Here is a 23,505-nt window from a genome sequence, read left to right as displayed (position 1 = left end):
CGCTGGCATGACCTGTTCCCCTCTGAGGCTGAAGCTCGACGGCGATGCGCTCGTCGGCAATTGGCACCTGCTGCGCGACCTGAGCGGCGGCGCTGCGTGCGGCGCGGCGGTCAAGGCCGATGGCTATGGACTGGGCGCGCGCGAAGTGGTGCGGCGGCTGGTCGAAGCGGGCTGCCGCGATTTCTTCGTCGCAGTGTGGAGCGAGGCGCGGGCGCTCGCCGATATCGGCGTGTCGGTGTCGGTACTCCACGGCGTGCGCGATGCGGACATGGCCGACCGCCCGGCCAATGCGCGCCCGGTGCTCGACACCGTCGAGCAGGTGCGGCGCTGGCGTGAGGCGGGGGGCGGGGCCTGCGACGTGATGGTCGATACCGGCATGAACCGGCTGGGCGTGGCGGCCGAGGATGTCGCGGCGGGGCTGCTCGACGGGCTCGCGATCGACACGCTGATGAGCCATCTCGCCTGCGCCGACGAGGATGTGCCGCTCAACGCGCAGCAGCGCGCGGCGTTCGCAGGATTGCGCGAACGAACCTCGGCGAAGCGGATGAGCCTCGCCAATTCGGCGGGGATCGCATTGGGGTCGGACTATGCCTTCGATCTGACCCGGCCGGGGATCGCGCTGTATGGCGGCCGCCAGCGCGCGGCGCATGACGGCATCCGGCAAGTGGCGACGCCCGAGGCACAGATCCTCCAGCGGCGCCGGGTGCGCGCGGGCGAGATCGTCGGCTACAACGCCACCTTCACGGCGCCCGCCCACATGGAAGTGGCGGTGCTCAACCTCGGCTATGCCGACGGCTATCTGCGCTGCTTCTCGGGCAGGGGACGCGCCCGGGCCGGCGATGCGGTGCTGCCGGTGATCGGGCGGGTATCGATGGATCTCACTGCGATCGCAGTCGATGCGGCGCCGGGCCTTGCCGAAGGCGATTGGGTAGCGATCGACTATGCGCTGCCCGAGACGGCGGCGCTGAGCGGCCTGTCGCAATATGAGTTGCTGACCGGGCTGGGCAGCCGTTTCGAGCGCGTCTGGAGCTAGTCGGCGCGGATCGTCCAGGGATCGACGGGCGCGGCGCGGATCCAGCGCGTAGCGAGCCATTTGGCGCCCGCGGTCACCGGCGCGCCGGCGTGCAGGGCACGGGTGTCGGGCGATCCGTCGGGAAGAACGGTGTCGAAGACGATCGCGTCGCCGCCGCGCGGACGGATCGTGAGCCCGGGCACGGGGAACAGCGTCTCGCCGCCGCCAAAGCCGTGATTGAGATAGACCAGCACGGTGCGGATCCGCTGGTTCGCGGCGCCCGCGATCGTGTCGAGATGGCGGCGATATTCCTGTCCCGGACGATAGCGCAGGACGGTGAGCGGCTCGCCCTGCTCGACCCGCGTGCCGCTCGCCGCCGCGATCCTCAGATTGAGCGCGCGGATCACCAGGTCCTCGCGCGTCGGCCCGATCGCGCCGCCGTCCGAAGTGCGGATGGGGTGCGGGACCAGACGGCCGGTCTGCGGGTCGATCACTTGCGCGGGTTCGAGCAATTCGGCGCCGACCGAGGCGACATGCGCGCATTCGCGTTCGCTGAACAATGCGGGAAAGTGGACCATTCGCGGCGCCGTGCAGATCACCTCGCCTTGCGGAAGCTGCAGCGGGGCGCCGTCGGCGGCGAGCGCCATCGCATCGACCAGCGCGCGCTGCGCCGCCGCGACCGGATCGCCGGCCGCGGCCTTGTCAAGCAACGCGATCGCGGCGGGCCAATCCGGCGCCCGCGCATTGCCGTTGCCGCTGGCGGTCAGCGCGACTTCCATCAGCGCGCCGTCGACATGGCCGATCGCGACGGCGCGGCGCAACGCCGTGCGGGCGGCGTCGAGATCGCGCGGCCCATGCGTGCCGACGAGATGCCAGACGGCGAGTTGCATCCACGCCTGTGCGTCGCCGGCCTCTCCGGCCGCCTCGAGCAGCGCGACTGCCGGCACCGTCTGGCCGCGCGAAGCCAGCAGATGCGCCTGCTCGATCGGATTGCTGGTCATGGCCCCCGTCTAGCGCGGATCGCGCGCAAAGAAAAAGGGCCGGGGAATGCACCCCGGCCCTTCATCGTCGGTCGTGTCGCTATCAGAACTTCGCGGTGACGCCCGCGTAGAAGAAGCGGCCACGGTTGTCGTAGATGCCCGAGCCCGCACCGACGCCGGTGAGGCCGTATTGCGGCTTGGTATCGCCGACGTTGGTGATGCCGCCGTAGAAGTTGAACTGGTCGTTCACTTCCAGATCGAAGCGCACGTCGTGATACGTGGTCGACGGATACATCTGGAGGTCGGCATAATCGATGTTCTGGGCCGGCTGGCCGTTCACAGCGTTATAGTCCTCCCACGTGTTGAGGTACATGCGGCCGATATAGCGGAAGCTGTGGCCCAGCGTCAGGATGCCGAGCTTCAGATCGGTGCTGACGTTGAAGTTGTCCTCGGGATCGCCAAGCTCGCCGGTGAGGACGTTCTTGAAGGTCGGACGTGCCGGATCGGTGAAGTTGTCGCGCTGGATGGTGTGCGTCCAGACGCCCTTCATGCTCAGGCGACCCCAACCGAAGTCACGATTGTACCCGATCTGCGTGTCGATGCCGCGTGCCTTGAACTGTGCGTAGTTCTGCGGCGAGTCCTGATACGAACCTTCGAGGATGCGGAAGGGCTGCTCGCCGCGGGGGCCGCCGGCGGCACCCGCACGCTGGAACAGTGCGCAGAACTGGTTGTTCAGATCGGGCGCGTCGTAGCAGGCGTTGAGGGCCGACTGCACGGCAGGCGAGGTGATCACGTCGTCCACGGTGATGTCGTAATAGTCGACCGAGATCGCCAGGCCGGGGATGAAGCTCGGCTGGTACACGCCACCGAGGGTGAGCGACTTGGAAGTCTCCGCCTTCAGGTTGGTGTTGCCGCCGCTGAGGATCTCGAGCGACGCCGTGTAGACATAGTCGTAACCATCGGGACGGCCGGCCGCCGCGCAGTTCGCCGCACGGGTTGCCGAACCGGTGTTGATGTTACGTGCCGAGCACGGATCGTTCGGAGCGGGGGTGAAGTTCTGGCCCGGAACCGAATAGAGATCGCCCAGATACGGCGCGCGCACCGACTTCGAGTAGGAACCGCGGAGCAGCAGGTCGCGGATGGGACGCCAGGTGGCGCCACCGCTGAACGCGTACACGGTGCCGGCACCGCCCTTGTAATCGGCGATACGGCCAGAGCCGTTGATCGTCAGTTCCTGGAGGAGCGTGACGTCCTTGATCAGCGGCAGCGAGATTTCGCCGAACACTTCCTTCACTTCGAACGACGGTGCCTCGAAGCTGGGGATCGCGTTGTAGAAGGCGTAACCGGCCTGGGTCAGATCGTCGAGATCGTAGGAGAGCGTCTCCTTGCGATACTCGGCGCCGAGCGAGACGCCGATGGCGCCGCCCGGAAGGTTGATCGGCAAGCTGCCCGACACGAAGCCGCTCGCGACGAACTGGCTGGACTTGCCGGTCGCCGTGGTCGGGGTGACGAGATAGTTGAGCGCGGCCTGGCTGACCGAGCCCTGGCCGAACGGATTGAGCGGAACGCAGGCCGCGACGTCGGCCGCGAGCTGCGCGGCGTTGCCGGCGACGTCGTCGCCCGCATAGGCCGCATCGACCTGCGAACGGCAGACGATCTGCCCTGCACCGTTGGTGGTCGTGTCCAGTGCCAGCAGATAGCGCTGGGTGTTCACGTTGCCGGTGATCACGCTCGATTCTTTGTGCTCGCTGTAATTGGCCGAGACTTCGTAGTTCCACTCGGAACCGAGGTCGCCCCGGACGCCGACGACGGCGCGGTACAGCTCGCGCTTCATCTGTTCGTCGCGCATGCCGAGATCGACCCAGTTGCGACGCAGCGAGAAGCGGTAGGTGCCGGCAGCGATTTGCGCGAGCGTCGTTGCCTGATTGGCGAGGCCCGCAGCGCTGGTGCCGTAGGCGGTGCCGGTGTTCGGGTTGACGCCCGAGTTGACCGCCGCGATCAGCTGTGCCCGGATCGTGTCGCGGGCCGCAGTCGACAAATACGGGTTGTCGAGGCGGATGCCTTCGCGGTTGACCACGCCACCCGCCGGGCCGCCGGTGGCCGAGGCGTAGGAGCGATCGTTGAAGCCCGCGATGGAGATGCCGTCGCCCAACGTCTGGCCCTGCGAGAAGAACGGACCGCTCTGCGAACCGAACGCTTCGGTGCGGACATACTTGGCTTCGAAGAACGGCACGAATGCCGGCGAGATCTCGAAGTGGCCGAGCGCGTTGAAGACGTAGCGCTTCAGGTCCGGCGAAAGCACGGTCAGCTTGCCTTCGCGGCTGCTGGTGCCGTTGCCGCCGACATAGTTGCCGTTCGGGCCGAGGCCGATGCGAAGACCGGTCTGCGAGACGAGGTTGCCGCCCGGCAGGAACTGGAAGCCGCAGGTATACGACGAGCCGACTGCGTCATTGCCGCAGGGCGCGCCCGGGGTGTTGGCATAGCGGAAGCCGAGCTGACCGCCGAGGCCGATCGTCGCGCTGCGGATGTCGCGATAATAGAGACGATCCGGAACGCTGTCGAACGAGGCGCCGGTGTCGGTGTCGACCACGACGAAGGCATTGTTCTGGCGCAGGTTCGGGCGGCCCGAGGCGTAATAATCGTCCTGGTGCGCGAATTCGGCGTTGAACGCGATGTTGCCGCGGCCTTCAGCGAAGTTCTTGCCCGCGACGAGCGAGACATATTGGTTGCCGGCGTCGCCATAGGTGCTGATGCCCGACTGCGCGCGGATCTGGATGCCGTCGTAGCTGTCCTTGAGGATGAAGTTGACGACGCCCGCGATCGCGTCCGAACCGTAGATCGACGAGTTGCCGCCGGTCACGATGTCGACGCGCTCGATCAGATCGGTCGGCAGCGTGTTGATGTCGATCGCGTTGCCGTTGTTGATGATGTCGGCCGAGGTCTGGCGGCGGCCGTTGATCAGCGCCAGCGTGCGCGCGCGGCCGAGGCCACGCAGATCGAGGAAGTTGACGCCGCGGGTGCCGAGACCCGAAGTCGAGTTCTGCGAGCCCATCGAGGTGCGCAGCTGCGGCAGGTCGTTGAGGACGTCACCGACCGACACGCGGCCGGTTTCGAAGATTTCCTCGCCGGTGACCGTGGTCACCGGAACCGGCGAATCGTCGTTCGGGCGGCGAATGCGCGAACCGGTCACGACGATCGTCGACTCGTCTTCGGTCGCCTGGGTGGTATCGGTCTGGGCTGCCTCGGCGGGCTCGCTGGATTGCGCCTGCGCAACGAGAGGAAACAGGAACGCGGCGCTCGCCAGGGCGGTGGCACCGAGAAGACGGCTGGTTTTCATGTTTAAGGCCCCTTCGGGCGTGATGCCCGATTGAAGCCATGAGTTCCCGTGCCGGGCCTTGCCGCGCAAGGCCGTTTGTGAACTACCGATTAATTACCGACGCCCCTGTTGCACATATGCTACAGCCTTTTTCCTATTATTGCGCCTTGTTGCAGCGCAACGCAATTTTGTAACATTAGTGACTAACTGTGCTACAACGGCATGTCACTTATGCTACGATTGCGATCAACGACGGGATTTGCGCGACCAGCGGTTACCGCTCGAGGCACATCGCGATCCCCATGCCGCCGCCGATGCACAAGGTGGCGAGGCCCTTCTTCGCGTCGCGCTTCTGCATTTCGTAGATCAAGGTGGTCAGCACGCGTGCGCCCGAGGCGCCGATCGGGTGGCCGATCGCGATCGCGCCGCCATTGACGTTGACCTTGTCGGCATCCCAGCCGAGCTCCTTGCCGACCGACAGCGCCTGCGCGGCAAAGGCTTCATTGGCTTCGATCAGGTCGAGATCGGCGATGGTCCAGCCGGCCTTTTCGAGCGCTTTCTTCGAGGCGGGGACGGGACCGATGCCCATGATCGAGGGATCGACGCCGGCCGATGCCCAGCTCTTGATCGTCGCGAGGATCGGGCTGCCGCGGCGCTCGGCCTCTTCGCGGCTCATGACCACCAGCGCCGCCGCGCCGTCGTTGAGGCCGGAGGCGTTGGCGGCAGTGACGGTGCCGTCCTTCTTGAAGGCGGGGCGCAGCCCGGCGACGCCTTCGACCGTCGCGCCCGCGCGGATATATTCGTCGTCTGAGACCACCGTGTCGCCCTTGCGGCCCTTAACCGTCACCGGCGCGATCTCGTCCTTGAACTTGCCCGCGGCGCGCGCCGCCTCGGCCTTGTTCTGGCTGGCGACGGCGAACGCGTCCTGCTCGCCGCGGGTGACCTGATATTGCTCGGCGAGATTCTCGGCAGTGATGCCCATGTGATAGCCGTTGAACACGTCGGTCAGGCCGTCCTTGATCATCGTGTCGACGAGGCTGAGATCGCCCATCTTGGTGCCGGGGCGGAGCGACTGGGCGTGGGTGCTCATCGACATGCTCTCCTGCCCGCCCGCGACGACGATGGTCGCGTCGCCGGTCTTGATCGCCTGATAGGCCAGCGCCACCGCGCGAAGGCCCGAGCCGCAGACCTGCTGGACGCCCCAGGCGGGGACTTCCTTGGGGACGCCGGCCGCCATCGATGCCTGGCGGGCCGGGTTCTGGCCCTGCGCCGCGGTGAGCACCTGGCCGAGAATGACTTCGCTGACCTCTTCGCTCTTCACGCCCGCCTGCTCGAGTGCCGCCGCGATGGCGACCCGGCCGAGTTCGTGCGCCGGCGTTGCGGCGAACGCGCCGAGGAAGCTGCCGACGGGCGTGCGCTTGGCGGCGGTGATGACGATGTCGGTCATGGAGGACTCCTGCGGATGTCTTGGCGTTTGACGGCTATCTAGGGGCGGGAAGGGCGCTTAGCCAGTCCGCAAGCGGTTGCCACAGCGCGTCGCGCGCACGGCTGCCGACGATCATCCCGACATGGCCCATCGCCAGCTCGCGGACTTCGCCGATCCGCGCGGCGCTGGCGGCGGGGACGATGCGGTCGGTGGTCGAGACGAAGGAGAGCGCGGGCAGATCGAGCGCACCTGGATCGACGTTGCGCCCGCAAATTTCCCAACGTGCGTTCCCCGGCAGATCGGCGACGAAGAAATCGTCGAACAATTGGCGGCCGGCGGCGAAGGGAAGCGGCGCGCCGCCATTGGCCCAATCCTCGAGCCGGACGAAGGCGCGCGCTTCCGGACCGGCGGGATCGAGCCGGGCGAAACGCTCGAACTTGGCGACGGTGCGCTTCGGGTCGAGCTGCCAGAAGCCTGCCTGCAACACTTCCATGGGGACGAGGCCGAGCTGTCCGCAGGTGGCGTGCGCCTCGTCCCACAGCGCCGAGATCGGTTCGAGCGCGTCGCCATAGCCGGCGAAGCGCCACGGCGCGGCGATGGTGACGAGGCCGGCGGCGCTGCTCGCCGCCGCTGCGGCGATCGCCATGGTGCCGCCGAGGCAATAGCCGGCGAGCACCGGCGGACGATCGAGCGTGGCGAGTAGCGGCAGGAGCAAATGCTCGACATGCGCAGTGACATGCTGCGCGCGATCCTCGGGCGTCGGGGTGCCCCAATCGACGAGCAACGGACGCACGCCTCGCCCGGCGAGCCAGCCGAGCAGCGAATTATCCTCGGCCAGATCGAGCACGAGCGGCGGATTGATCAGCGACGGCACGAACACCACCGGCACGCCGCTGCCGCCATAATCGCGCAGCATGGCGCGGCCGGCCTGCGCAATCACCGGCCGCGCCGGACGCGGGGCGGGGCGGGGCGCGTCCTGATAGGCGCGCAGCCCGGCAAGTGCTGCGGCGCGTCGTTCGGGCGATGCTGCAGTTTCGCTGCGCAGCAGCGCCAGGAACAGCGGCAGCGGTCGAGGCCCTTGTTGCGATGCGGCAAAGGATGTTAGGGTATCAGCATTCACGCGCGGGGGTGTCCATGAAGAAGGCTGCTGCGGGCTCGGGTCCGGTGATCATCAAGAAATACGCCAACCGCCGACTCTACAATACCGAAACCTCGTCCTACATCACGCTCGATCATCTCGCCGCGATGACGCGCGAGGGCCGCGACTTCAAGGTCGTCGACGCCAAGACCGACGAGGACATCACCCACAATGTCCTCACCCAGATCATCATGGAAGAGGAAGCGCGCGGCACTTCGATGCTGCCGGTCAATTTCCTGCGCCAGCTGATCTCGCTCTACGGCGATTCGATGCAGGCGATGGTGCCGGGCTATCTCGAGGCGTCGATGGACAGCTTCCGGCGCAATCAGGAGCAGTTCAAGTCGGCGGTCGAGGGTGCGTTCGCCAACTCGCCCTTCGCCGAGATCGCCAAGCGCAACATGGCGATGTTCGAGGCGGCGGCGGAAGCGTTCAAGCCGGGCGCCGCCGGGGTCGCCGCGCCGACGCCAACGCCTGCCGCACCGGCGGAGGGGGGCGACGACGTTTCGGCGCTCAAGGCCGAACTGGCCCGGCTGCAGGACAAGATCGAGAAATTGGGGAAGTAGCACCGGCCGTCCCCCTCCCTGCAAGGAAGGGGCCAGGGGTGGGTAAGAAAAGGTCCGGCTCGATGCCCGGCTTTTTCGTTATTTCGCATGGGTCGCCTCCCTTGCAGGGAGGGGAGTCTAGAGCGACTTGCGTTTGCCGAATCCGCCCAGCGCGGTCTGGATCTCCTCGGCGCTGATCATCTTCTGCTCGATCACGCAGCGCAGGCCGAGCCCGTCGAAGCCGTGATAGCTCGCCGCGGTGGCGAAGGCGATCGTGGTGTCGGCGCGCGCCTCGGCGCCGCGAACCGCCTTTGCCGGCAATGCGATCGTCTCGCCAAAGCGCGTGCCCGACGAATCGGCGACGATCCGCGCCGCCTGATCGACGATCGAGATGCGCGTGCGCGCCCATTCCTTCTCGCCGAACAGCGAGCGGTCCGAGATGATCGCCGGGATGCGTTCTTCCCAGTCGAATTCGACATAGAAGACCCCCGCCGGCCGGCCCTCGGCGCCGCGCGGGCGGATGCCGGTGACGAAGACGAGCACCGCGCGGTGATCGGACCACGGATTTTGCCAGACTTCGTCGGTGAACCATTGATCGTGGTGCGCGCTGCCCATCGCCTTGAGGAACTGCGCGGCGTTGGCGACATTGGTCTGGCGGACGCGGGCGTTCGGATCCGACGAGATGATGATCCGGCCGTCGCGATCGGCGACGAAGGCGTTGAGATAGAAAGGCGAGGTCTGGGTGAAGCTGGCGAGCCGCGCCTGCGCCGCCGCGAGCTTTTCGGGAGTCGGGTCCAAAGTCGCGGCGATCACTTCGGCGTCGGATGCCAGCAGCCGCAAGTCGATGCTGCGGCCGTAGAGATGGCGTGCGACGTTCTGGATCAGCGCCTGGGCGAGCTCGACCAGCCGCGTGCCCTCGATCTCGCCGACCATCTCGTCGGCGATGCCCGCGCCCATTGCGAGGCGCTCGCGAACTTCGGAGCGGAATTCGAGACTGGCGTGGCGGGCCTGTTGCGCGAGCGCCTTCACTTCCTGCGCGACCACCGAGAAGCCGCGGCCGGCCTCGCCCGAGCGGGCCGCCTCGATCGCGGCATTGAGCGCGAGGAGATTGGTGCGCGCGGCGATTTCCTCGCTCGTGCTGGCGAAAGTGTCGACCTCGTCGCGGAGGACGGACAGCAAGGAGCGGATCCGGCGTGGCACGGATCCAATTGCTATCGCCGATTGGTTAACGGAGCGTGGCGGATTTCGCTATCGAAACAAAAATGTTTCAGGGTTTCCTGAACTTTAGCGTCATCCGGTCGCTCTCGCCGATCGCTTCGTATTTGGCGCGATCGACCTCCTTGAGGCGATAGGAGGGCGGCAGCGTCCAGACGCCGTCCTTCCAGTCGGCGGTGTCCTTCGGATTGGCGTTGACTTCGGAGGCGGCGACAAACTTGAAGCCCGCCTGCTCGGCGAGGCGCCGGACCGTCGACACCTTGATATAGCCGCTGTTCTTCTCGCGCTCGTCGCTGGCGCTCTCGGGCAGGCGATGATCCTCGATGCCGAGAATCCCCCCGGGCTTGAGCATCGCGAACATCTGCGCGAACGCCTCGGGCGCATAATCCTGACCGTCGCGCTGATAGCCCATCCGCCAGTTGTGGACGTTGCGGAAGGTGAGGACCGCATCCGCACTGCCGTCGGGCACCTTGGGCTGCCCCTCGGTCCAGGGGAAAGCGGCGAATTTGAGATGGCCATAGGCCTTCGCGTCCTTCGCCTGCAGCGTCTGCGCGCTCTTGACGCCGTTCGGCCACGGCGCGGCGGCGTAGAGCGTGCCCTTGCCGGCGGTGAGCGGCCCGAGGATCTCGGTATACCAGCCGCCGCCGGGCCAGATCTCGACCACGGTGTCGCCCGGCTTGACCCCGAAGAAGCTCAACGTCTCGAGCGGATGGCGATATTTGTCGCGCGCCACGTTGGTCGGGGTTCGCGTGGTCGCGGAAACCGCATCCCGAAGCGCGTGGCGCTGGGTTTGCGGCTCGCCCGCAGCGACGCTGGCGACTGCAATCGCAGTCGTCAGAAGGCCGAGCACGGTCAGGGTCTGGCGCATGACATTTCCTTGCCTAGATGCATCGCCATGTGGGAGTTTTTCGGATCGATGCAACAACAATTATGGGGCGGCGCGGCGGCCGCGGTGGTAATCGCGATTACCAGCGCTTTCGGCGAGCGCCGCCGCAGTCGCCGGCGCGATATGGATCAGGTCGGCTTCATGCCGTGGACGCTGATCCAGGTGCTGGCGATGCTGCTCGCCGTGGTCCTCGCGAGCGTGGCGCTCAACCTGCGCTAGGTCGTGAATCCCTGAACCATCGTGGCGTGCCGGCAGACGGATTTTGACGAAATCGACCGGAAAAATGCCCCGGACGGTTCCATCCGGGCGCGCGCAGCTTTTCTGACACACGAGTTTGCCATGGGGCGCGGAGACGCAGGCTCGAGGGGCAAGCCAGATGATCCGCAAGACCATGCGATCCGGTTTGACTGCACTTTTCCTGGTGCTGTCGTGCATATCGGTGGCGGCCGCGCCGGACCAGATCGACAGCGCGATCGAACATGCCCGCCTCATGGGCAGCGTCAAGCTCGAGGGCGAATTGTTCCATGTCCAGGGTCTCGAGCTCGACAGCTGGCGTATCTGGGTGACCTCGGTCGATCAGACGAACCGCAAAGGCTATATCCATGAGTTCGACCGGCGCACCGGCAAGCTCCGGCGGCGGCTGGAACTGACCGACGGTGCGAAATACCATCCGGGCGGGATATCGATTTCCGGCGATTCGATCTGGATTCCGGTGGCGGAATTGAAGCCGAAAAGTGCCTCGGTGCTTGTGGAGCTCGATGCCGACAGCCTGCAGATACGCCGGAAAATTCACGTCGCGGACCACCTCGGATGCGTAGCGGCATCGGGCCGCAACCTCGTGGCGGGCAATTGGGACAGCGAGTTGCTCTACATATTCGATCTGGGCGACAATGGGCGGGTGCGGATCGTGCCGAACCCGTCCCGGACCCGCTATCAGGACATGAAGTTCGTCGGCGGGCAGCTCGTAGCCGGTGGATCCCTGACATTGTGGAGCGGCGCCGTCGACTGGATCGACTGGCCGTCGATGAAGCTCAGACGGACCTTGCGCGCCGGCGCGATCGGACCCGTCAGGCCCTTGGGCCGCGGCGGGCCCTATACCGGCGAAGGAATGGCGATCGAGGGCCGCGATCTGTACGTCGTTCCCGAAGACGGTCCCAGTCGCCTGTTTCATTTCCGGCTCGACGAGCGAGACGGCCGGGCGGCATGAGCTGCACGCTATCGGGGTCGGCGAACCCGACGGTGCGGTAGCGCGCCCTTGGCCTAGTAGAAGCCGGCGAGGGTGAGACTGCGCTCGGTACCGTCGCACAGCTTGAGCCGGACAATTCGGCCGGGCGCGCCGACCGTCCATTCGACGGCGCCGTCCTTGACGTCTTCCGCCACCGGCACGCCGTCGGCCGCGCAGATCTGGTCGCCTGCCTGCCACCCCCCGGCCGCCGCCGGCGAGCCGCGCATGACATGGACGACACGGAGCGCGGTCCCTTTGAGCTCGATCAACAATCCGCTGGTCGAACGCGGGAAGGGGACGGCGACCATCTTGCCGGGCTGGAGGACCATCCGGCCGGCGCGCGGATCGAGCAGCACGCGGTAGCGCTGCAGCATTCCCGTGCCGAGCCGACCTGCCGCGCCGACCGAAGCCGAGAAGCCGCCTTCGCCTTCGATCCGTACCTCGGCCTCGCGTGGGGGCATGCCGGCGAGCGAGAATGCCGGGACCACCAGGGTGTCGGTGACCACGGCCCCGCCCATCCCCCAGCCGAGGCTGGTGGTGATCCGGGCGCCCTGATAGTCCGCCGATGTCCATGCGGCGCGGCTGAGGGTCAGGGCGCCGCCGTCGCCGGTGTCGACGATGATCGGCTTGAGCAATTTGCCGGCGACGCTGACTTCGGACTGATAGACTCCGTTGGGGCTGCGGCGGCGCAGCGGTGCGGTGCTGCCGGCGAACGGCATCCGGCCGCTGGAGAGGATGCGGAAGCGGCGCGCGTCATAGTCGATATCGATCGCGCAGCAGCTGAGGATGTCGGCGCCGACCAGTACGTCAGCGCCGAAGCGGATTTCGCCCGCGGGGTCGGCGATGCCGACGCGGCCGTGCGTTCGGGTCAGGCCACCGAAGCGGACCGATGCCGCCTCGGCCCAACCGACCTCGACGCCGCCGCCGATCGCGAGCGCCCGTTGGCGCCGGGTCGGCGTCAGGCCGGCGGTGCGGGCGAAGCGGCTGGTGACGATCGTGTCGCTGAGGCCGGTGTCGAGGATGGCCCAGCTGACATGGCCGTCGAGCTCGATCGGAAAGCGGATCTGGTTATAGGCGGTGAGCTCGAAATCGATCCAGTGCGCCTCGGTATCGGGCGCCAAGGTGGTCGCGGGCTGAAGCTGGGCGAGCGCGACGACGGGGGCGAGAAGGGCGAGCACGCGCCAGCCTTACCGCCGAAACGCCTCCGCCCGCCAGCCGTGCCTCAGAGGCACGCCTCGAGCATCGCCTGATCGAAGCCGTATTGCCGGGCCTTGTCGAGCGTGTAGGGGCGCAGGCCCATCGAGCGATACTCGCCGATGATCTTGCCGTCGGCGCTCTCGTCGAGATACTCGAACTTGAACAGCTCCTGGGTGACGATCACCGGGCCTTCCATGCCGATCACTTCGGTGATGTTGGTGACGCGGCGCGAGCCATCGCGCAGGCGCTTCACCTGCACGATCATGTCGACCGAATCGGCGATCTGGCGGCTGATCGCTTCCTTGGGCATCTTGATGTCGCCCATCATCACCATGTTCTCCATACGCCCGAGGCATTCGCGCGGGGAGTTGGAGTGGAGCGTGCACATCGAGCCGTCATGGCCGGTGTTCATCGCCGAGAGCAGATCGAAACATTCGGAGCCGCGGATTTCGCCGAGGATGATGCGATCGGGACGCATACGCAGTGAGTTCTTGACGAGGTCGCGGATGGTGATCTCGCCCTGGCCTTCGAGGTTGGGCGGACGCGTTTCGAGCGGCAGCCAGTGCGGCTGCTGCAGCCGGAGTTCGGCCGCGTCCTCGATGGTCAGCACGCGCTCGCCCGGGTCGATCATCTTCGACAAGGCGTTGAGCATCGTCGTCTTGCCCGAGCCGGTACCGCCCGAGATGACGATGTTGAAGCGGCTGGCGCCGGCGATCTTGAGCGCGGTGGCCATCTTCTGGCTCATCGAGCCGCCGTTCGCCATCATGTCGAGCGTGATCGGCTTGGCCGAGAATTTACGAATCGAGATCGCGGTGCCGCGCAAGGAGAGCGGCGGCACGATCACGTTGACGCGGCTGCCGTCCTTGAGGCGGGCGTCGGCGAGCGGGGTGGTCTGGTCGACGCGGCGGCCGACCGAGTTGCAGATCCGCTGGGCGATCTGGAACAGATGCTCCTCGTCGCGGAACTGGATGTTGGCGAGTTCGAGCCTGCCCTTGCGTTCGATGAAGGTCTGCTCGGGGCCGTTGACCATGATGTCCGAGATCGCCGGATCGGAAAGCAATTCCTCGAGCGGCCCGAGCCCGAGCAACTCGTCGACCAGCACCTTTTCGAGCGCGAACTGCTCGCGGCGATTGAGGGTGAGCTTCAGCTCGGCGAGCACTTCGCCGATGATCGGACGGAATTCCTCGGCCAGCTCGTCCTTGGAGAGCGTCGCGGCGGCTTCGGGATCGACGCGTTCGAGCAGGCGCGGCAGCACCTGTTCCTTGATCCGGTGGATCGAGGCTTCGAAGCCCTCGACGCGCGAATTGCCGGCATCGCCCGAGGCGGCCTGACGATCGGCGAGCCGCTGGAGCGCATCGCTATTGGCGAGGCTGCCCGCGGAGGGATCGCGCTCCTCCATCGGATCGGGCGCGGCGGCGCCGGGAAGGGGAACGCTGTTCAGCGGCGGGAATTGCTCGCCGCCGACCGGCATCGGATCGGAGGGGCGCGGCGCGGGCCCGGGGCCCTGCATCGGCCGCGCGACACCGAAAGCCGGCCGTCCGCCTGCTGTCCCGCCACCCATTCCGTTGCGTCGTCCGAAAGCGCTCATCGGTTAACCTGTAATCCCCGCGATTGGGCAGGCTTAGCGGTCAAGCCTTTAGAATTGCCTAACCAAATCGGGGGGCTTCCCTTCTTCGTCCTCCTCGCCTGCGCGGGGCCGGCGGAGGTGACGGTTGCGCGGCCGTCGTTCGTGTGTGACGTTGCCGTCTCCTTTCTCTAAAGGAGGTCCTGCCATGCTGCTGCTTCTGGCTCCGCTGCTGCTCGACGCGCAGCAACCCGATCTCGGCTGGCTGGCCGGGCATTGGTGCGCCGAACCGAAGAGCGGCAAGGTCACGTGCGAGGACTGGGGGCCGCTGGACAAGGGGGTGATGCGCGGTACCGGCACCACCCGTACAGGGGAGCGCGTCACCACCAACGAGGCGATGCGGATCACGGTCGACGAATCGGGGATGGTCTTCCACGCCGAGCCGGCGAACCAGCAGCCGGCGGATTTCCGCGCAGTGAAGATCGACGCGAAGGCGCGATCGGTGACGTTCGAGGATGCAACGCACGACTACCCGCAGCGCGTGCGCTACTGGCGCGAGGGCGAGACCTTGCTTGCCGAAATATCGCTGGCGGATGGCAGCAAGGCGATGCGGTGGCTGTTCCACCGCGCGAAATAATCATCATCCGACAGACGCCGGGATCCTGCGCTCCTCTTGTCGCGCACATGGCCTGAGATCCCGGCTTTCGCCGGGATGACGGTTCAGTCGGCCTTCTCGGCGAGCACGGTCAGGCCGCGTTCGTTGACCTCGGCGAAGCCGCCTTCGATACGGATCGTCTCGGGCGTGGTGGCGCCGGTCTTGTAGATTTCGAGATTGCCGTCGCGGATCGTCGACATCAACGGCGCATGCCCTTCGAGCACGCCGAAATCGCCCTCGGTGCCGGGGACGACGACCATGTGCACGTCCTCGGAGCGGACGAGACGTTCGGGCGTGACGAGTTCGAAGTGCAGCATTTCTTCTTCCTTGGCCCCTCCCTGCAAGGGAGAGGTTTGGGGTGGGTAGCTGCGGCGGGGGCTCGATGCCCCGTCGGAGCCAATCGGGAGTACGGTGGAGGGCTCGCTGCCGCTCCCACCCACCCCCAGCCCCTCCCTTGCAGGGAGGGGAGCAGTCAGTCTTACGCCTCGGCGGCCAGCTTCTGGGCCTTGGCGATCGCGTCGTCGATGCCGCCGACCATGTAGAAGGCCGCCTCCGGCAGATGGTCGTATTCGCCGTTCACCACGGCCTTGAACGACTTGATGGTGTCCTCGATCTGCACGAACGCGCCGGGGATGCCGGTGAACACTTCGGCGACGTGGAACGGCTGGCTGAGGAAGCGCTGGATTTTGCGCGCACGGCTGACCGTCAGCTTATCTTCTTCCGAAAGCTCGTCCATGCCGAGGATCGCGATGATGTCCTGCAGCGACTTGTACTTCTGGAGGATCGACTGGACGGCGCGGGCCGTCTCGTAATGCTCCTGGCCGACGACGCGCGGCTCGAGCACGCGGCTGGTCGAGTCGAGCGGATCCACCGCCGGGTAGATGCCGAGCTCGGAGATCGCGCGATTGAGCACGGTGGTCGCGTCGAGATGGGCGAACGACGTGGCCGGGGCCGGATCGGTAAGATCGTCGGCGGGGACGTACACGGCCTGCACCGAAGTGATCGAGCCCTTGTTGGTCGAGGTGATGCGCTCCTGCAGCGCGCCCATGTCGGTCGACAGGGTCGGCTGATAGCCCACTGCCGACGGGATGCGGCCGAGCAGTGCCGACACTTCGGCGCCGGCCTGGGTGAAGCGGAAGATGTTGTCGACGAAGAACAAAACGTCCTGGCCTTCGACGTCGCGGAAATATTCGGCGATGGTCAGACCCGAAAGCGCGACGCGGGCACGCGCCCCGGGCGGCTCGTTCATCTGGCCGTATACGAGGGCGACCTTCGAGCCCTCCGAGATGGCGTTGCCGTCGGCGTCCTTGGCGATGACGCCGGCGTCGAGGAACTCGTGATAGAGATCGTTGCCCTCACGGGTACGCTCGCCGACGCCCGCGAACACCGAGGTGCCGCCATGGCCCTTGGCGATGTTGTTGATCAGTTCCTGGATGAGCACGGTCTTGCCGACGCCAGCGCCGCCGAACAGGCCGATCTTGCCGCCCTTTGCGTAGGGCGCGAGCAAGTCGATCACCTTGATGCCGGTGACGAGGATCGCGCTCTCGGTCGACTGGTCGACGAACAGCGGCGCGGCGGCGTGGATCGGCGAGGTCTGCTCGGCCTCGACCGGACCGCGCTCGTCGATCGGCTCGCCGATGACGTTGAGGATGCGGCCGAGCGTCTTGGGGCCGACGGGGACGCGGATCTGCGAACCGGTATCAGTGACTTGCTGGCCGCGGGTCAGACCCTCGGTCGCGTCCATCGCGATCGTGCGGACGGTGTTCTCGCCGAGATGCTGGGCGACCTCGAGAACGAGGCGGTTGCCGTTATTGTCGGTCTCGAGCGCCGAGAGAATGGCGGGCAGCACGCCGCCATCGAACGACACGTCGACGACCGCGCCGATCACCTGGCTGATGCGGCCGACATTGTTGGTGGTACCCGGGCGGGTGATTTCAGCGGCGGTTGCCATCGTCTCTTCCTTGCGGCTTCTAGCTGTTGGCGGGGGCACTAGCCCCGGTGCGGTGGAAAGTCACGGTGAGGCGGTCGGCCGCCTTCTCGATTGCATAATCGATGCCGGCAAGCTGGCCCTTGCCGGCCTCGCCCTTGGCGAGCTTGTCGTGGACCGATTTGGCGTCGATCTTCGACTGGAACAGGAAATCGCGGACGATGTCGGCGAAGCGCGTGCGCGCCAGCCCGGCGCTCGGCGCGTCGGTCAGCGCGAGCTGGAAGCGCAGCGCGTCGACACGTTCGGCGGCCTTGCCGGTCGCGTCGAAGGCGACGCTGTTGGGCTTCTTCGCGGCGGTATCGGTGACCATCACCGGCGTGCCCACGCTGGCGAAGCCGTTCTCCGCGGGGCCGTAAGCCGGGGCGTGGAAGCCGAACTGGTTGGCGGCGCCTACCGCGACATCCGGCTGGAACGCACGATCCCAGCCATTGACCTTGGCGAGATCGGCCGCGCGCGTCTGTTCCTGCTTCTGCAGCGCGACGCCGTCGGACGACGCGCCGCCGCAGCCGGCGAGCGCCAGCGAAGCAAGGACAAAGGCGGCGGCCGTCCGCATCAGAGCGCCTCGGCGCCTGAGATGATCTCGACCAGCTCGGTGGTGATCGCGGCCTGACGGGCGCGGTTATACTGGATCGACAGGCGCTTGATCAGGTCGCCGGCGTTGCGCGTGGCGTTATCCATCGCCGTCATCTTGCTGCCCTGCTCTGACGCGGCATTCTCGCGGATCGCGCGATAGAGCTGGATCGCGACGTTGCGCGGCAGCAGGTCGGCGAGGATCGCTTCCTCGTCGGGCTCGTAGATCACGGCGGCGGGCGCTGCGGTGCTGGGCGCCGCGCCTTCGGGGACCGAAGACGGTGCGACCGGGATGATCTGCTGCTCGGTCGGCTCCTGGGTCAGCACCGACTTGAAGTGCGAATAAAAGAGATGCGCGACGTCGAACTCGCCCGCTTCGTAGCGCGCGACCAGATCGTCGGCATAGCCGCGGGCATCGCCGAAGCCGAGCTTGCCGAGATCGCCCGGCTCGATCGAATGGACGAACTGCTTCGGGAACAGCCGGTTGAGCACCGCGCGGCCCTTGCGACCGATCGTGTAGAACTTGACCGTCTTGCCCTCGGCGATCAGCTCCTGCGCGCGGCGGCGGGCGAGACGGGCGATGTTGGTGTTGAACGCGCCGGCGAGACCCTTGTCCGAGGTCGCGACGACGAACAGATGGACCTGATCCTTGCCGGTGCCGGCGAGCAGCTTGGGCGAGGATTCGCTCACCGTCACCTTGGAGGCGAGGCTCGCGACCACGCTCTCGAGGCGCTGGGCATAGGGACGCCCGGCCTCCGCCGCCTCCTGCGCGCGGCGCAGCTTGGCGGCGGCGACCATCTTCATCGCCTTGGTGATCTTCTGGGTCGACTTGACCGAGTTGATCCGGACCTTGAGTGCCTTGAGAGAGGCCAACGCTTTCTTCCTTCTCGTGCCTCTGCGGAAGCAGGGGCCCAGGGTGTTCGAGCGAGTCGCTTGCGACTCTGGGCTCCTGCTTTCGCAGGAGCACTAGAGGTTAGGCGAACGTCTTGCCGAACTCGGTCAGCGCGGCCTTGAGCTGGTCGCGGACGTCGTCCTTCAGATCCTTGCTGTCGCGAATCGCGCTCAGCACGCCGGCGTGCTTGCTGCGCATCTCGGCGAGCATCGCCGCTTCGTAGCGCACCACGTCCTGTGCCGCGATGCCGTCGAGGAAGCCCTGCGTGCCGGCGAAGATCGACACGGTCTGCTCCTCGAAGGGCAGCGGGCTGAACTGCGGCTGCTTGAGCAGTTCGGTCAGGCGCGCGCCGCGGTTGAGCAATTTCTGGGTCGATGCGTCGAGGTCCGAGCCGAACTGCGCGAACGCCGCCATCTCGCGATACTGGGCGAGCTCGAGCTTGATCGAGCCGGCGACCTTCTTCATCGCCTTGGTCTGCGCGGCCGAGCCGACGCGGCTGACCGACAGGCCGACGTTGATCGCCGGGCGGATGCCTGCGAAGAACAGGTCGGTCTCGAGGAAGATCTGGCCGTCGGTGATCGAGATCACGTTGGTCGGGATATAGGCCGAAACGTCGCCGGCCTGGGTCTCGATGATCGGCAGCGCGGTCAGCGAGCCGCCGCCCTTGGCGTCCGACATCTTCGCCGCGCGCTCCAGAAGGCGCGAGTGGAGATAGAAGACGTCGCCGGGATAGGCTTCGCGGCCCGGCGGGCGGCGCAGCAGCAGCGACATCTGACGATATGCCACGGCCTGCTTCGAGAGATCGTCGAACACGATCAGCGCGTGCATGCCGTTGTCGCGGAAATATTCGCCCATCGCAGTGCCGGTGTAGGGCGCGAGGAACTGCAGCGGGGCGGGCTCCGAAGCGGTCGCGGCGACGACGATCGAATATTCCATCGCGCCATTCTCTTCGAGCGTCTTGACGAGCTGCGCGACGGTCGAGCGCTTCTGGCCGACTGCGACATAGACGCAATAGAGCTTCTTCGACTCGTCGTCGCCGGCGTTGACGCCCTTCTGGTTGATGAAGGCGTCGACCGCGACGGCCGACTTGCCGGTCTGGCGATCGCCGATGATCAGCTCGCGCTGGCCGCGGCCGACGGGAACGAGCGCGTCGATCGCCTTGAGGCCGGTCTGCATCGGCTCGCTGACCGACTGGCGCGGGATGATGCCCGGCGCCTTGACCTCGACGCGGCTGCGCGTTTCCGAAACGATCGGGCCCTTGCCGTCGATCGGGTTGCCGAGGCCATCGACGACGCGACCGAGCAGGCCCTTGCCGACGGGGACGTCGACGATCGTGCCGGTGCGCTTGACGGTGTCGCCTTCCTTGATCTCGGCGTCCGAGCCGAAGATCACGACGCCGACATTGTCGGCCTCGAGGTTGAGCGCCATGCCCTGCACGCCGTTGGCGAACTCGACCATCTCGCCGGCCTGGACATTGTCCAGTCCGTGGATGCGCGCGATGCCGTCGCCGACGCTCAGCACCTGGCCGGTCTCGGAGACCTCGGCGTCGGTGCCGAAGCTGGCGATCTGGTCCTTGATGACCTTGGAGATTTCTGCGGCGCGGATATCCATGGTGTTAGCCTTCAGCCTTTCATCGCGTGCGCGAGGGAGTTCAGACGGGTCTTGATCGACGAATCGATCATCTGGCTGCCGATCTTCACGACCAGCCCGCCAAGGAGCGAGGGATCAACCGAAAGGTCGACATTGACGTCACGGCCGAGCCGGGTGCGCAGCTGCGCCTTGAGCGCGTCGACCTGTTCGGCGTCGAGCGGATGCGCCGAGATCACTTCTGCCGTGGTCTCGCCGCGATGCGCCGCCGCCAGCTGGCGGAACGCGCGGATGATCGCGGGCAGCTGGTTGAGCCGGCGGTTCTGCGCGACCACGCCGAGGAAATTGGCAGTGGTTGCGTCGAGCATGAGCGCAGCCGCGGTCGCCGCGACCGCTTTGGCGGCGGCGCCGCGCGCGATCAGCGGGCTGTTGGTCAGCGCCTTGAAGTCTGCCGATTCGTCGAGCGCCTGCTGCACCGTGGCGAGGCTGGCCTCGACCTTGGGCAGGGACTTCGAATCACGCGCAAGCTCGAACAGGGCGGTTGCATAACGCCCGCTGAGACTGGCCTGGATACCGCCGGAATTCTCCACGCGTGTCGGTTCCTCTTGGAGGGTTCGGAATTGGCCCCATGCAAAAAAGGGGCACGCCGGACGGGCGCCCCGATGGGTCGCGGCGCGGTTAGCATCGGTGTCACGGGGATGCAACCCGACTCCTCTGGACAAGCGCGCGCAGAGATGTTGGTCTGTGTCCGGGGAACGGCAAACAGGGGGAAGAAATGAAGCGGAAGGCGTTGCTCGTGGCGTCGGCGCTGGCATGGGCCGGCGCGGCGCAGGCCGAGGTGCTGGAGATCACCGGCGAATTTCCCGCGAACAATCGCGAGGCGAGCTTTCTCGAATCGGTATCGGTCGATCGCTTCGGCGGCAGCGACGGCACCGCGCTCCAGATCGCGATCGAGCGCGCGCTCGGCGGCAGCCAGTTCGAATTGCTCGCGGGGCGCACCGGGCGCGACACCGCCGAGGGATCGATCTCGGGCAGCGTCTCGTCCGGCGTGGACGAAAGCAGCTTCACCAGGAAGGAGAAGCAGTGCGTCCAGAAGGACGACAAGGGCAAATGCACCAGGGAGGAGCAGGTCGAGGTGCGCTGCAAGCGCCGGATCATCGACATCAAGGCCGATATCCGCATCGTCCGCAACACCGACGGGCGGATCCTCTATTCGCAGCCCAAGCCGTTCCGCGAGGAAGTCGAATGGTGCCGCGGCGGCAATGCCAGCCGCACCGTCGAGGAAGTGGTCGAGAATGCGATCCGCGACATTGCCGGGTCGCTGCGCGGCGACCTCGTCCCGCATGTCGACACCTACAAGATCCGCGTGCGCGAGAACACCAAGGGGCTCTCGAAGGAGGCCGCGAACCGGTTCAAGGAACTGGTCAAGCTGACCAAGCGCGACGCGCGCGGCGCCTGCGCGGGCTGGGACGCGATGAAGACCGAGGCGGCGGGGCATCCCTCCTTGTTGTTCAACCTCGGCCTCTGCGCCGAGCAGCGCGGCGCCTATGAGGATGCCCTCGGCCTGTACCAGGACGCGGCGCTCGCCGGCGCGAACGAAGGCCGCGAGGGCTTCACCCGGGCGACGCGGCTTGTCGAGGGCCGCGCCGACGCGCAGGAGCGCGCGAAACGGCGGCGGGGGTAATTCCTGCAATCCTCCTCCGCTTCGCAAGGGAGGATTTGCCATTCCCACCCCGGCGAAGGCCGGGGGCAGAGATAACAGATGCGTAAAACGAAAAGGGGCGGCGACACCTGATCGTGTCGCCGCCCCTCTTTTTCGCTGCAGCCGGCTTAGCGCCCGCGGCCGCCGGCACCCGCCGGGCGCGCCGGGCGAGCGTGGAATTTGCCCTTGGGGCGTGCATAGTTGCGCGGCTTCTCGGCGCGCTGCTCGCCCTGCGGCGCGTCGAAGCGGCGCGGACGGGCCTCGCCGGTCTCGGTGCGGGGCGCATCGTGGCGGCGCTGCTGATCGCCGCGCGGACGATCGTCGCGGCGCTGGCCCTGGCCCTGACCGGGGCGCTGGCCGCCACGGCCATGCTGCATCGCGCGGCCGTTGCGGCCGTTCTGCTCGTCGCGGCTCACCGGCATCGGCGAGCGCGTCGACTTGATCTTGTTCGATTCGTTGATGAAGTCGGCCGGCAGCGGCTGGACGGTCAGCTTCTGGCGCGTGAGCTTCTCGATGTCCTTGAGGTACGGACGCTCGTCATCGGCGCAATAGCTGATCGCGAGGCCGGTCGCCCCGGCGCGCGCGGTGCGGCCGATGCGGTGGACATATTGATCGGGCACGTTGGGCAGCTCGAAGTTGAACACATGGCTGACGCCCGAAACGTCGATGCCGCGCGCCGCGATGTCGGTCGCGACGAGGATCTTGACCTTGCCGCTGCGGAACTCGCCGAGCGCGCGCTCGCGCTGCGGCTGGCTCTTGTTGCCGTGGATCGCGTTCGCGGCGATGCCGTTGCCGCCGAGCAGGCGGACGACGCGGTCGGCGCCGTGCTTGGTGCGGGTGAACACCAAAGCGCGATCGATGCCCGGGTCGCGCAGCGCAATCGTCAGCAGCGCCTGCTTCTCGGCCTGCGCGACATAAGTGACGTGCTGCTCGACCCGCTCGGCGGTGGTTGCCTCGGGGGTGACCTTGACCTCGACCGGGTTCTTGATGAACTGGCCGGCGAGCTCGCGGATCGTCTTCGGCATCGTCGCCGAGAAGAACAAAGTCTGACGCTTGATCGGCAAGTCGCGGACGATCCGCTTCAGGGCGTGAATGAAGCCGAGATCCATCATCTGGTCGGCCTCGTCGAGCACGAGGATCTCGATGCCCATCAGGATCGCATAATGCTGGTCCATCAGGTCGACGAGGCGGCCCGGGGTGGCGACGACGATGTCGACGCCGCGGGCGAGATCGGTCTTGTTCTTATGAATCGAGGTGCCGCCGAAGATGGTGGCGACCGAAAGCCGGGTGCCCTTGGCGTAGTGCCGGGCATTGTCGGCGATCTGGCTGGCGAGCTCGCGCGTCGGTGCGAGGACGAGCATGCGGCAGCCGCGCGGCTGGGGGCGCTTGCCCGATTCGATCAGCCGATCGATCGAGGGAAGCATGAACGCGGCGGTCTTGCCGGTGCCGGTCTGGGCGATGCCGAGCAGGTCGCGGCCTTCGAGCAGCGACGGGATCGACTGCGCCTGAATCGGCGTCGCCTCGCTATAGCCCTTGGCGGCAAGCGCGGCGAGAACGGTCTCCGAGAGACCGAGTTGGTTGAATTGCATTATGGACCTTATGGATACGGCC

The 23,505-nt window shown here is 66.8% G+C and carries 21 protein-coding genes; 6 read left to right on the top strand and 15 right to left on the bottom strand.

Going from position 1 to position 23,505, the window contains the following annotated elements; all coding sequences use genetic code 11:
- Positions 1–7: 7 nt before the first annotated feature.
- Entirely contained in the window at positions 8–1,033 is a 1,026-nt protein-coding gene (locus Q9Q95_RS00445) for an alanine racemase (protein WP_306093096.1), read from the top strand.
- On the opposite strand, the gene Q9Q95_RS00440 is transcribed toward Q9Q95_RS00445, so the two are convergent.
- The 4 genes from Q9Q95_RS00440 to Q9Q95_RS00425 form a co-directional block, all read right to left on the bottom strand.
- A complete protein-coding gene (locus tag Q9Q95_RS00440) occupies positions 1,030–2,013 on the bottom strand; it encodes a 2OG-Fe(II) oxygenase (RefSeq protein ID WP_306093095.1) in 984 nt (327 codons plus the stop codon). The two genes, Q9Q95_RS00445 and Q9Q95_RS00440, sit on opposite strands and share 4 nt — an antisense overlap.
- Positions 2,014–2,095: 82 nt before the next feature.
- Positions 2,096–5,329 (bottom strand): TonB-dependent receptor domain-containing protein, encoded by a 3,234-nt coding sequence (locus Q9Q95_RS00435; RefSeq protein ID WP_306093094.1) that lies wholly within the window; start codon positions 5,327–5,329, stop codon positions 2,096–2,098.
- A 253-nt stretch (positions 5,330–5,582) separates the two neighbouring features.
- Positions 5,583–6,755, bottom strand: a complete 1,173-nt coding sequence (locus Q9Q95_RS00430) for an acetyl-CoA C-acetyltransferase (protein WP_306093093.1) — start codon at positions 6,753–6,755, stop codon at positions 5,583–5,585.
- A 34-nt stretch (positions 6,756–6,789) separates the two neighbouring features.
- Positions 6,790–7,854 (bottom strand): alpha/beta hydrolase, encoded by a 1,065-nt coding sequence (locus tag Q9Q95_RS00425; protein WP_371876646.1) that lies wholly within the window; start codon positions 7,852–7,854, stop codon positions 6,790–6,792.
- 14 nt (positions 7,855–7,868) lie between these two features.
- On the opposite strand from Q9Q95_RS00425, the gene phaR reads away from it, so the two are divergent.
- Complete coding sequence (gene phaR, locus Q9Q95_RS00420; RefSeq protein WP_306093092.1) at positions 7,869–8,435, top strand: polyhydroxyalkanoate synthesis repressor PhaR; 567 nt, start codon at positions 7,869–7,871, stop codon at positions 8,433–8,435.
- Positions 8,436–8,552: 117 nt separating this feature from the next.
- Here the strand turns inward: phaR and Q9Q95_RS00415 are convergent, their stop codons facing one another.
- Together Q9Q95_RS00415 and Q9Q95_RS00410 are read right to left on the bottom strand one after the other, a co-directional pair.
- A complete protein-coding gene (locus Q9Q95_RS00415; protein WP_306093091.1) occupies positions 8,553–9,593 on the bottom strand; it encodes a methyl-accepting chemotaxis protein in 1,041 nt (346 codons plus the stop codon).
- Positions 9,594–9,681: 88 nt separating this feature from the next.
- On the bottom strand, positions 9,682–10,497 hold the full coding sequence (locus tag Q9Q95_RS00410) for a class I SAM-dependent methyltransferase (RefSeq protein ID WP_306093090.1): 816 nt from the start codon (positions 10,495–10,497) through the stop codon (positions 9,682–9,684).
- 48 nt (positions 10,498–10,545) lie between these two features.
- Between Q9Q95_RS00410 and Q9Q95_RS00405 the strand changes: the two genes are divergently transcribed.
- Together Q9Q95_RS00405 and Q9Q95_RS00400 are read left to right on the top strand one after the other, a co-directional pair.
- Positions 10,546–10,734, top strand: coding sequence for a hypothetical protein (locus Q9Q95_RS00405; RefSeq protein ID WP_306093089.1), 189 nt, complete (start codon positions 10,546–10,548; stop codon positions 10,732–10,734).
- A 184-nt stretch (positions 10,735–10,918) separates the two neighbouring features.
- On the top strand, positions 10,919–11,722 hold the full coding sequence (locus Q9Q95_RS00400) for a DUF6454 family protein (protein WP_306093088.1): 804 nt from the start codon (positions 10,919–10,921) through the stop codon (positions 11,720–11,722).
- 53 nt (positions 11,723–11,775) lie between these two features.
- On the opposite strand, the gene Q9Q95_RS00395 is transcribed toward Q9Q95_RS00400, so the two are convergent.
- On the bottom strand, positions 11,776–12,918 hold the full coding sequence (locus Q9Q95_RS00395) for an aspartyl protease family protein (RefSeq protein ID WP_306093087.1): 1,143 nt from the start codon (positions 12,916–12,918) through the stop codon (positions 11,776–11,778).
- Positions 12,919–12,962: 44 nt separating this feature from the next.
- A complete protein-coding gene (locus Q9Q95_RS00390; RefSeq protein WP_306093086.1) occupies positions 12,963–14,525 on the bottom strand; it encodes a CpaF family protein in 1,563 nt (520 codons plus the stop codon).
- 184 nt (positions 14,526–14,709) lie between these two features.
- On the opposite strand from Q9Q95_RS00390, the gene Q9Q95_RS00385 reads away from it, so the two are divergent.
- On the top strand, positions 14,710–15,138 hold the full coding sequence (locus Q9Q95_RS00385) for a DUF6265 family protein (protein ID WP_306093085.1): 429 nt from the start codon (positions 14,710–14,712) through the stop codon (positions 15,136–15,138).
- Positions 15,139–15,221: 83 nt separating this feature from the next.
- On the opposite strand, the gene Q9Q95_RS00380 is transcribed toward Q9Q95_RS00385, so the two are convergent.
- The 6 genes from Q9Q95_RS00380 to Q9Q95_RS00355 all read right to left on the bottom strand — a co-directional run bounded on the left by Q9Q95_RS00380 (position 15,222) and on the right by Q9Q95_RS00355 (position 20,782).
- Positions 15,222–15,473 carry an ATP synthase F1 subunit epsilon gene (locus Q9Q95_RS00380; RefSeq protein WP_294817049.1) on the bottom strand — a complete coding sequence of 84 codons (252 nt, stop codon included), beginning with the start codon at positions 15,471–15,473 and terminating at the stop codon, positions 15,222–15,224.
- A 161-nt stretch (positions 15,474–15,634) separates the two neighbouring features.
- Positions 15,635–17,107 (bottom strand): F0F1 ATP synthase subunit beta, encoded by a 1,473-nt coding sequence (gene atpD / locus Q9Q95_RS00375; protein ID WP_371876645.1) that lies wholly within the window; start codon positions 17,105–17,107, stop codon positions 15,635–15,637.
- Between the two features lie 19 nt (positions 17,108–17,126).
- Complete coding sequence (locus Q9Q95_RS00370) at positions 17,127–17,696, bottom strand: hypothetical protein (RefSeq protein WP_306093084.1); 570 nt, start codon at positions 17,694–17,696, stop codon at positions 17,127–17,129.
- The gene (locus Q9Q95_RS00365; RefSeq protein WP_306093083.1) at positions 17,696–18,586 is read right to left on the bottom strand and encodes a F0F1 ATP synthase subunit gamma; all 891 of its coding nucleotides are present in this window, start codon (positions 18,584–18,586) and stop codon (positions 17,696–17,698) included. Before Q9Q95_RS00365 ends, Q9Q95_RS00370 begins: the two co-directional genes overlap by 1 nt.
- Positions 18,587–18,686: 100 nt before the next feature.
- On the bottom strand, positions 18,687–20,216 hold the full coding sequence (gene atpA / locus Q9Q95_RS00360) for a F0F1 ATP synthase subunit alpha (RefSeq protein ID WP_306093082.1): 1,530 nt from the start codon (positions 20,214–20,216) through the stop codon (positions 18,687–18,689).
- Positions 20,217–20,227: 11 nt separating this feature from the next.
- Positions 20,228–20,782, bottom strand: coding sequence for a F0F1 ATP synthase subunit delta (locus Q9Q95_RS00355; protein ID WP_306093081.1), 555 nt, complete (start codon positions 20,780–20,782; stop codon positions 20,228–20,230).
- A 185-nt stretch (positions 20,783–20,967) separates the two neighbouring features.
- Here Q9Q95_RS00355 and Q9Q95_RS00350 point away from each other — a divergent pair, with 185 nt between their 5' ends.
- Positions 20,968–21,876, top strand: a complete 909-nt coding sequence (locus Q9Q95_RS00350) for a hypothetical protein (protein WP_306093080.1) — start codon at positions 20,968–20,970, stop codon at positions 21,874–21,876.
- A 146-nt stretch (positions 21,877–22,022) separates the two neighbouring features.
- Here the strand turns inward: Q9Q95_RS00350 and Q9Q95_RS00345 are convergent, their stop codons facing one another.
- On the bottom strand, positions 22,023–23,483 hold the full coding sequence (locus tag Q9Q95_RS00345) for a DEAD/DEAH box helicase (protein WP_306093079.1): 1,461 nt from the start codon (positions 23,481–23,483) through the stop codon (positions 22,023–22,025).
- Positions 23,484–23,505 lie beyond the last annotated feature (22 nt).

It is taken from the genome of Sphingomonas sp. DG1-23 (assembly GCF_030730875.1).
In the GTDB taxonomy this organism is placed as follows: domain Bacteria; phylum Pseudomonadota; class Alphaproteobacteria; order Sphingomonadales; family Sphingomonadaceae; genus Sphingomonas.
This window is presented reverse-complemented; position numbering and strand designations above follow the sequence as displayed.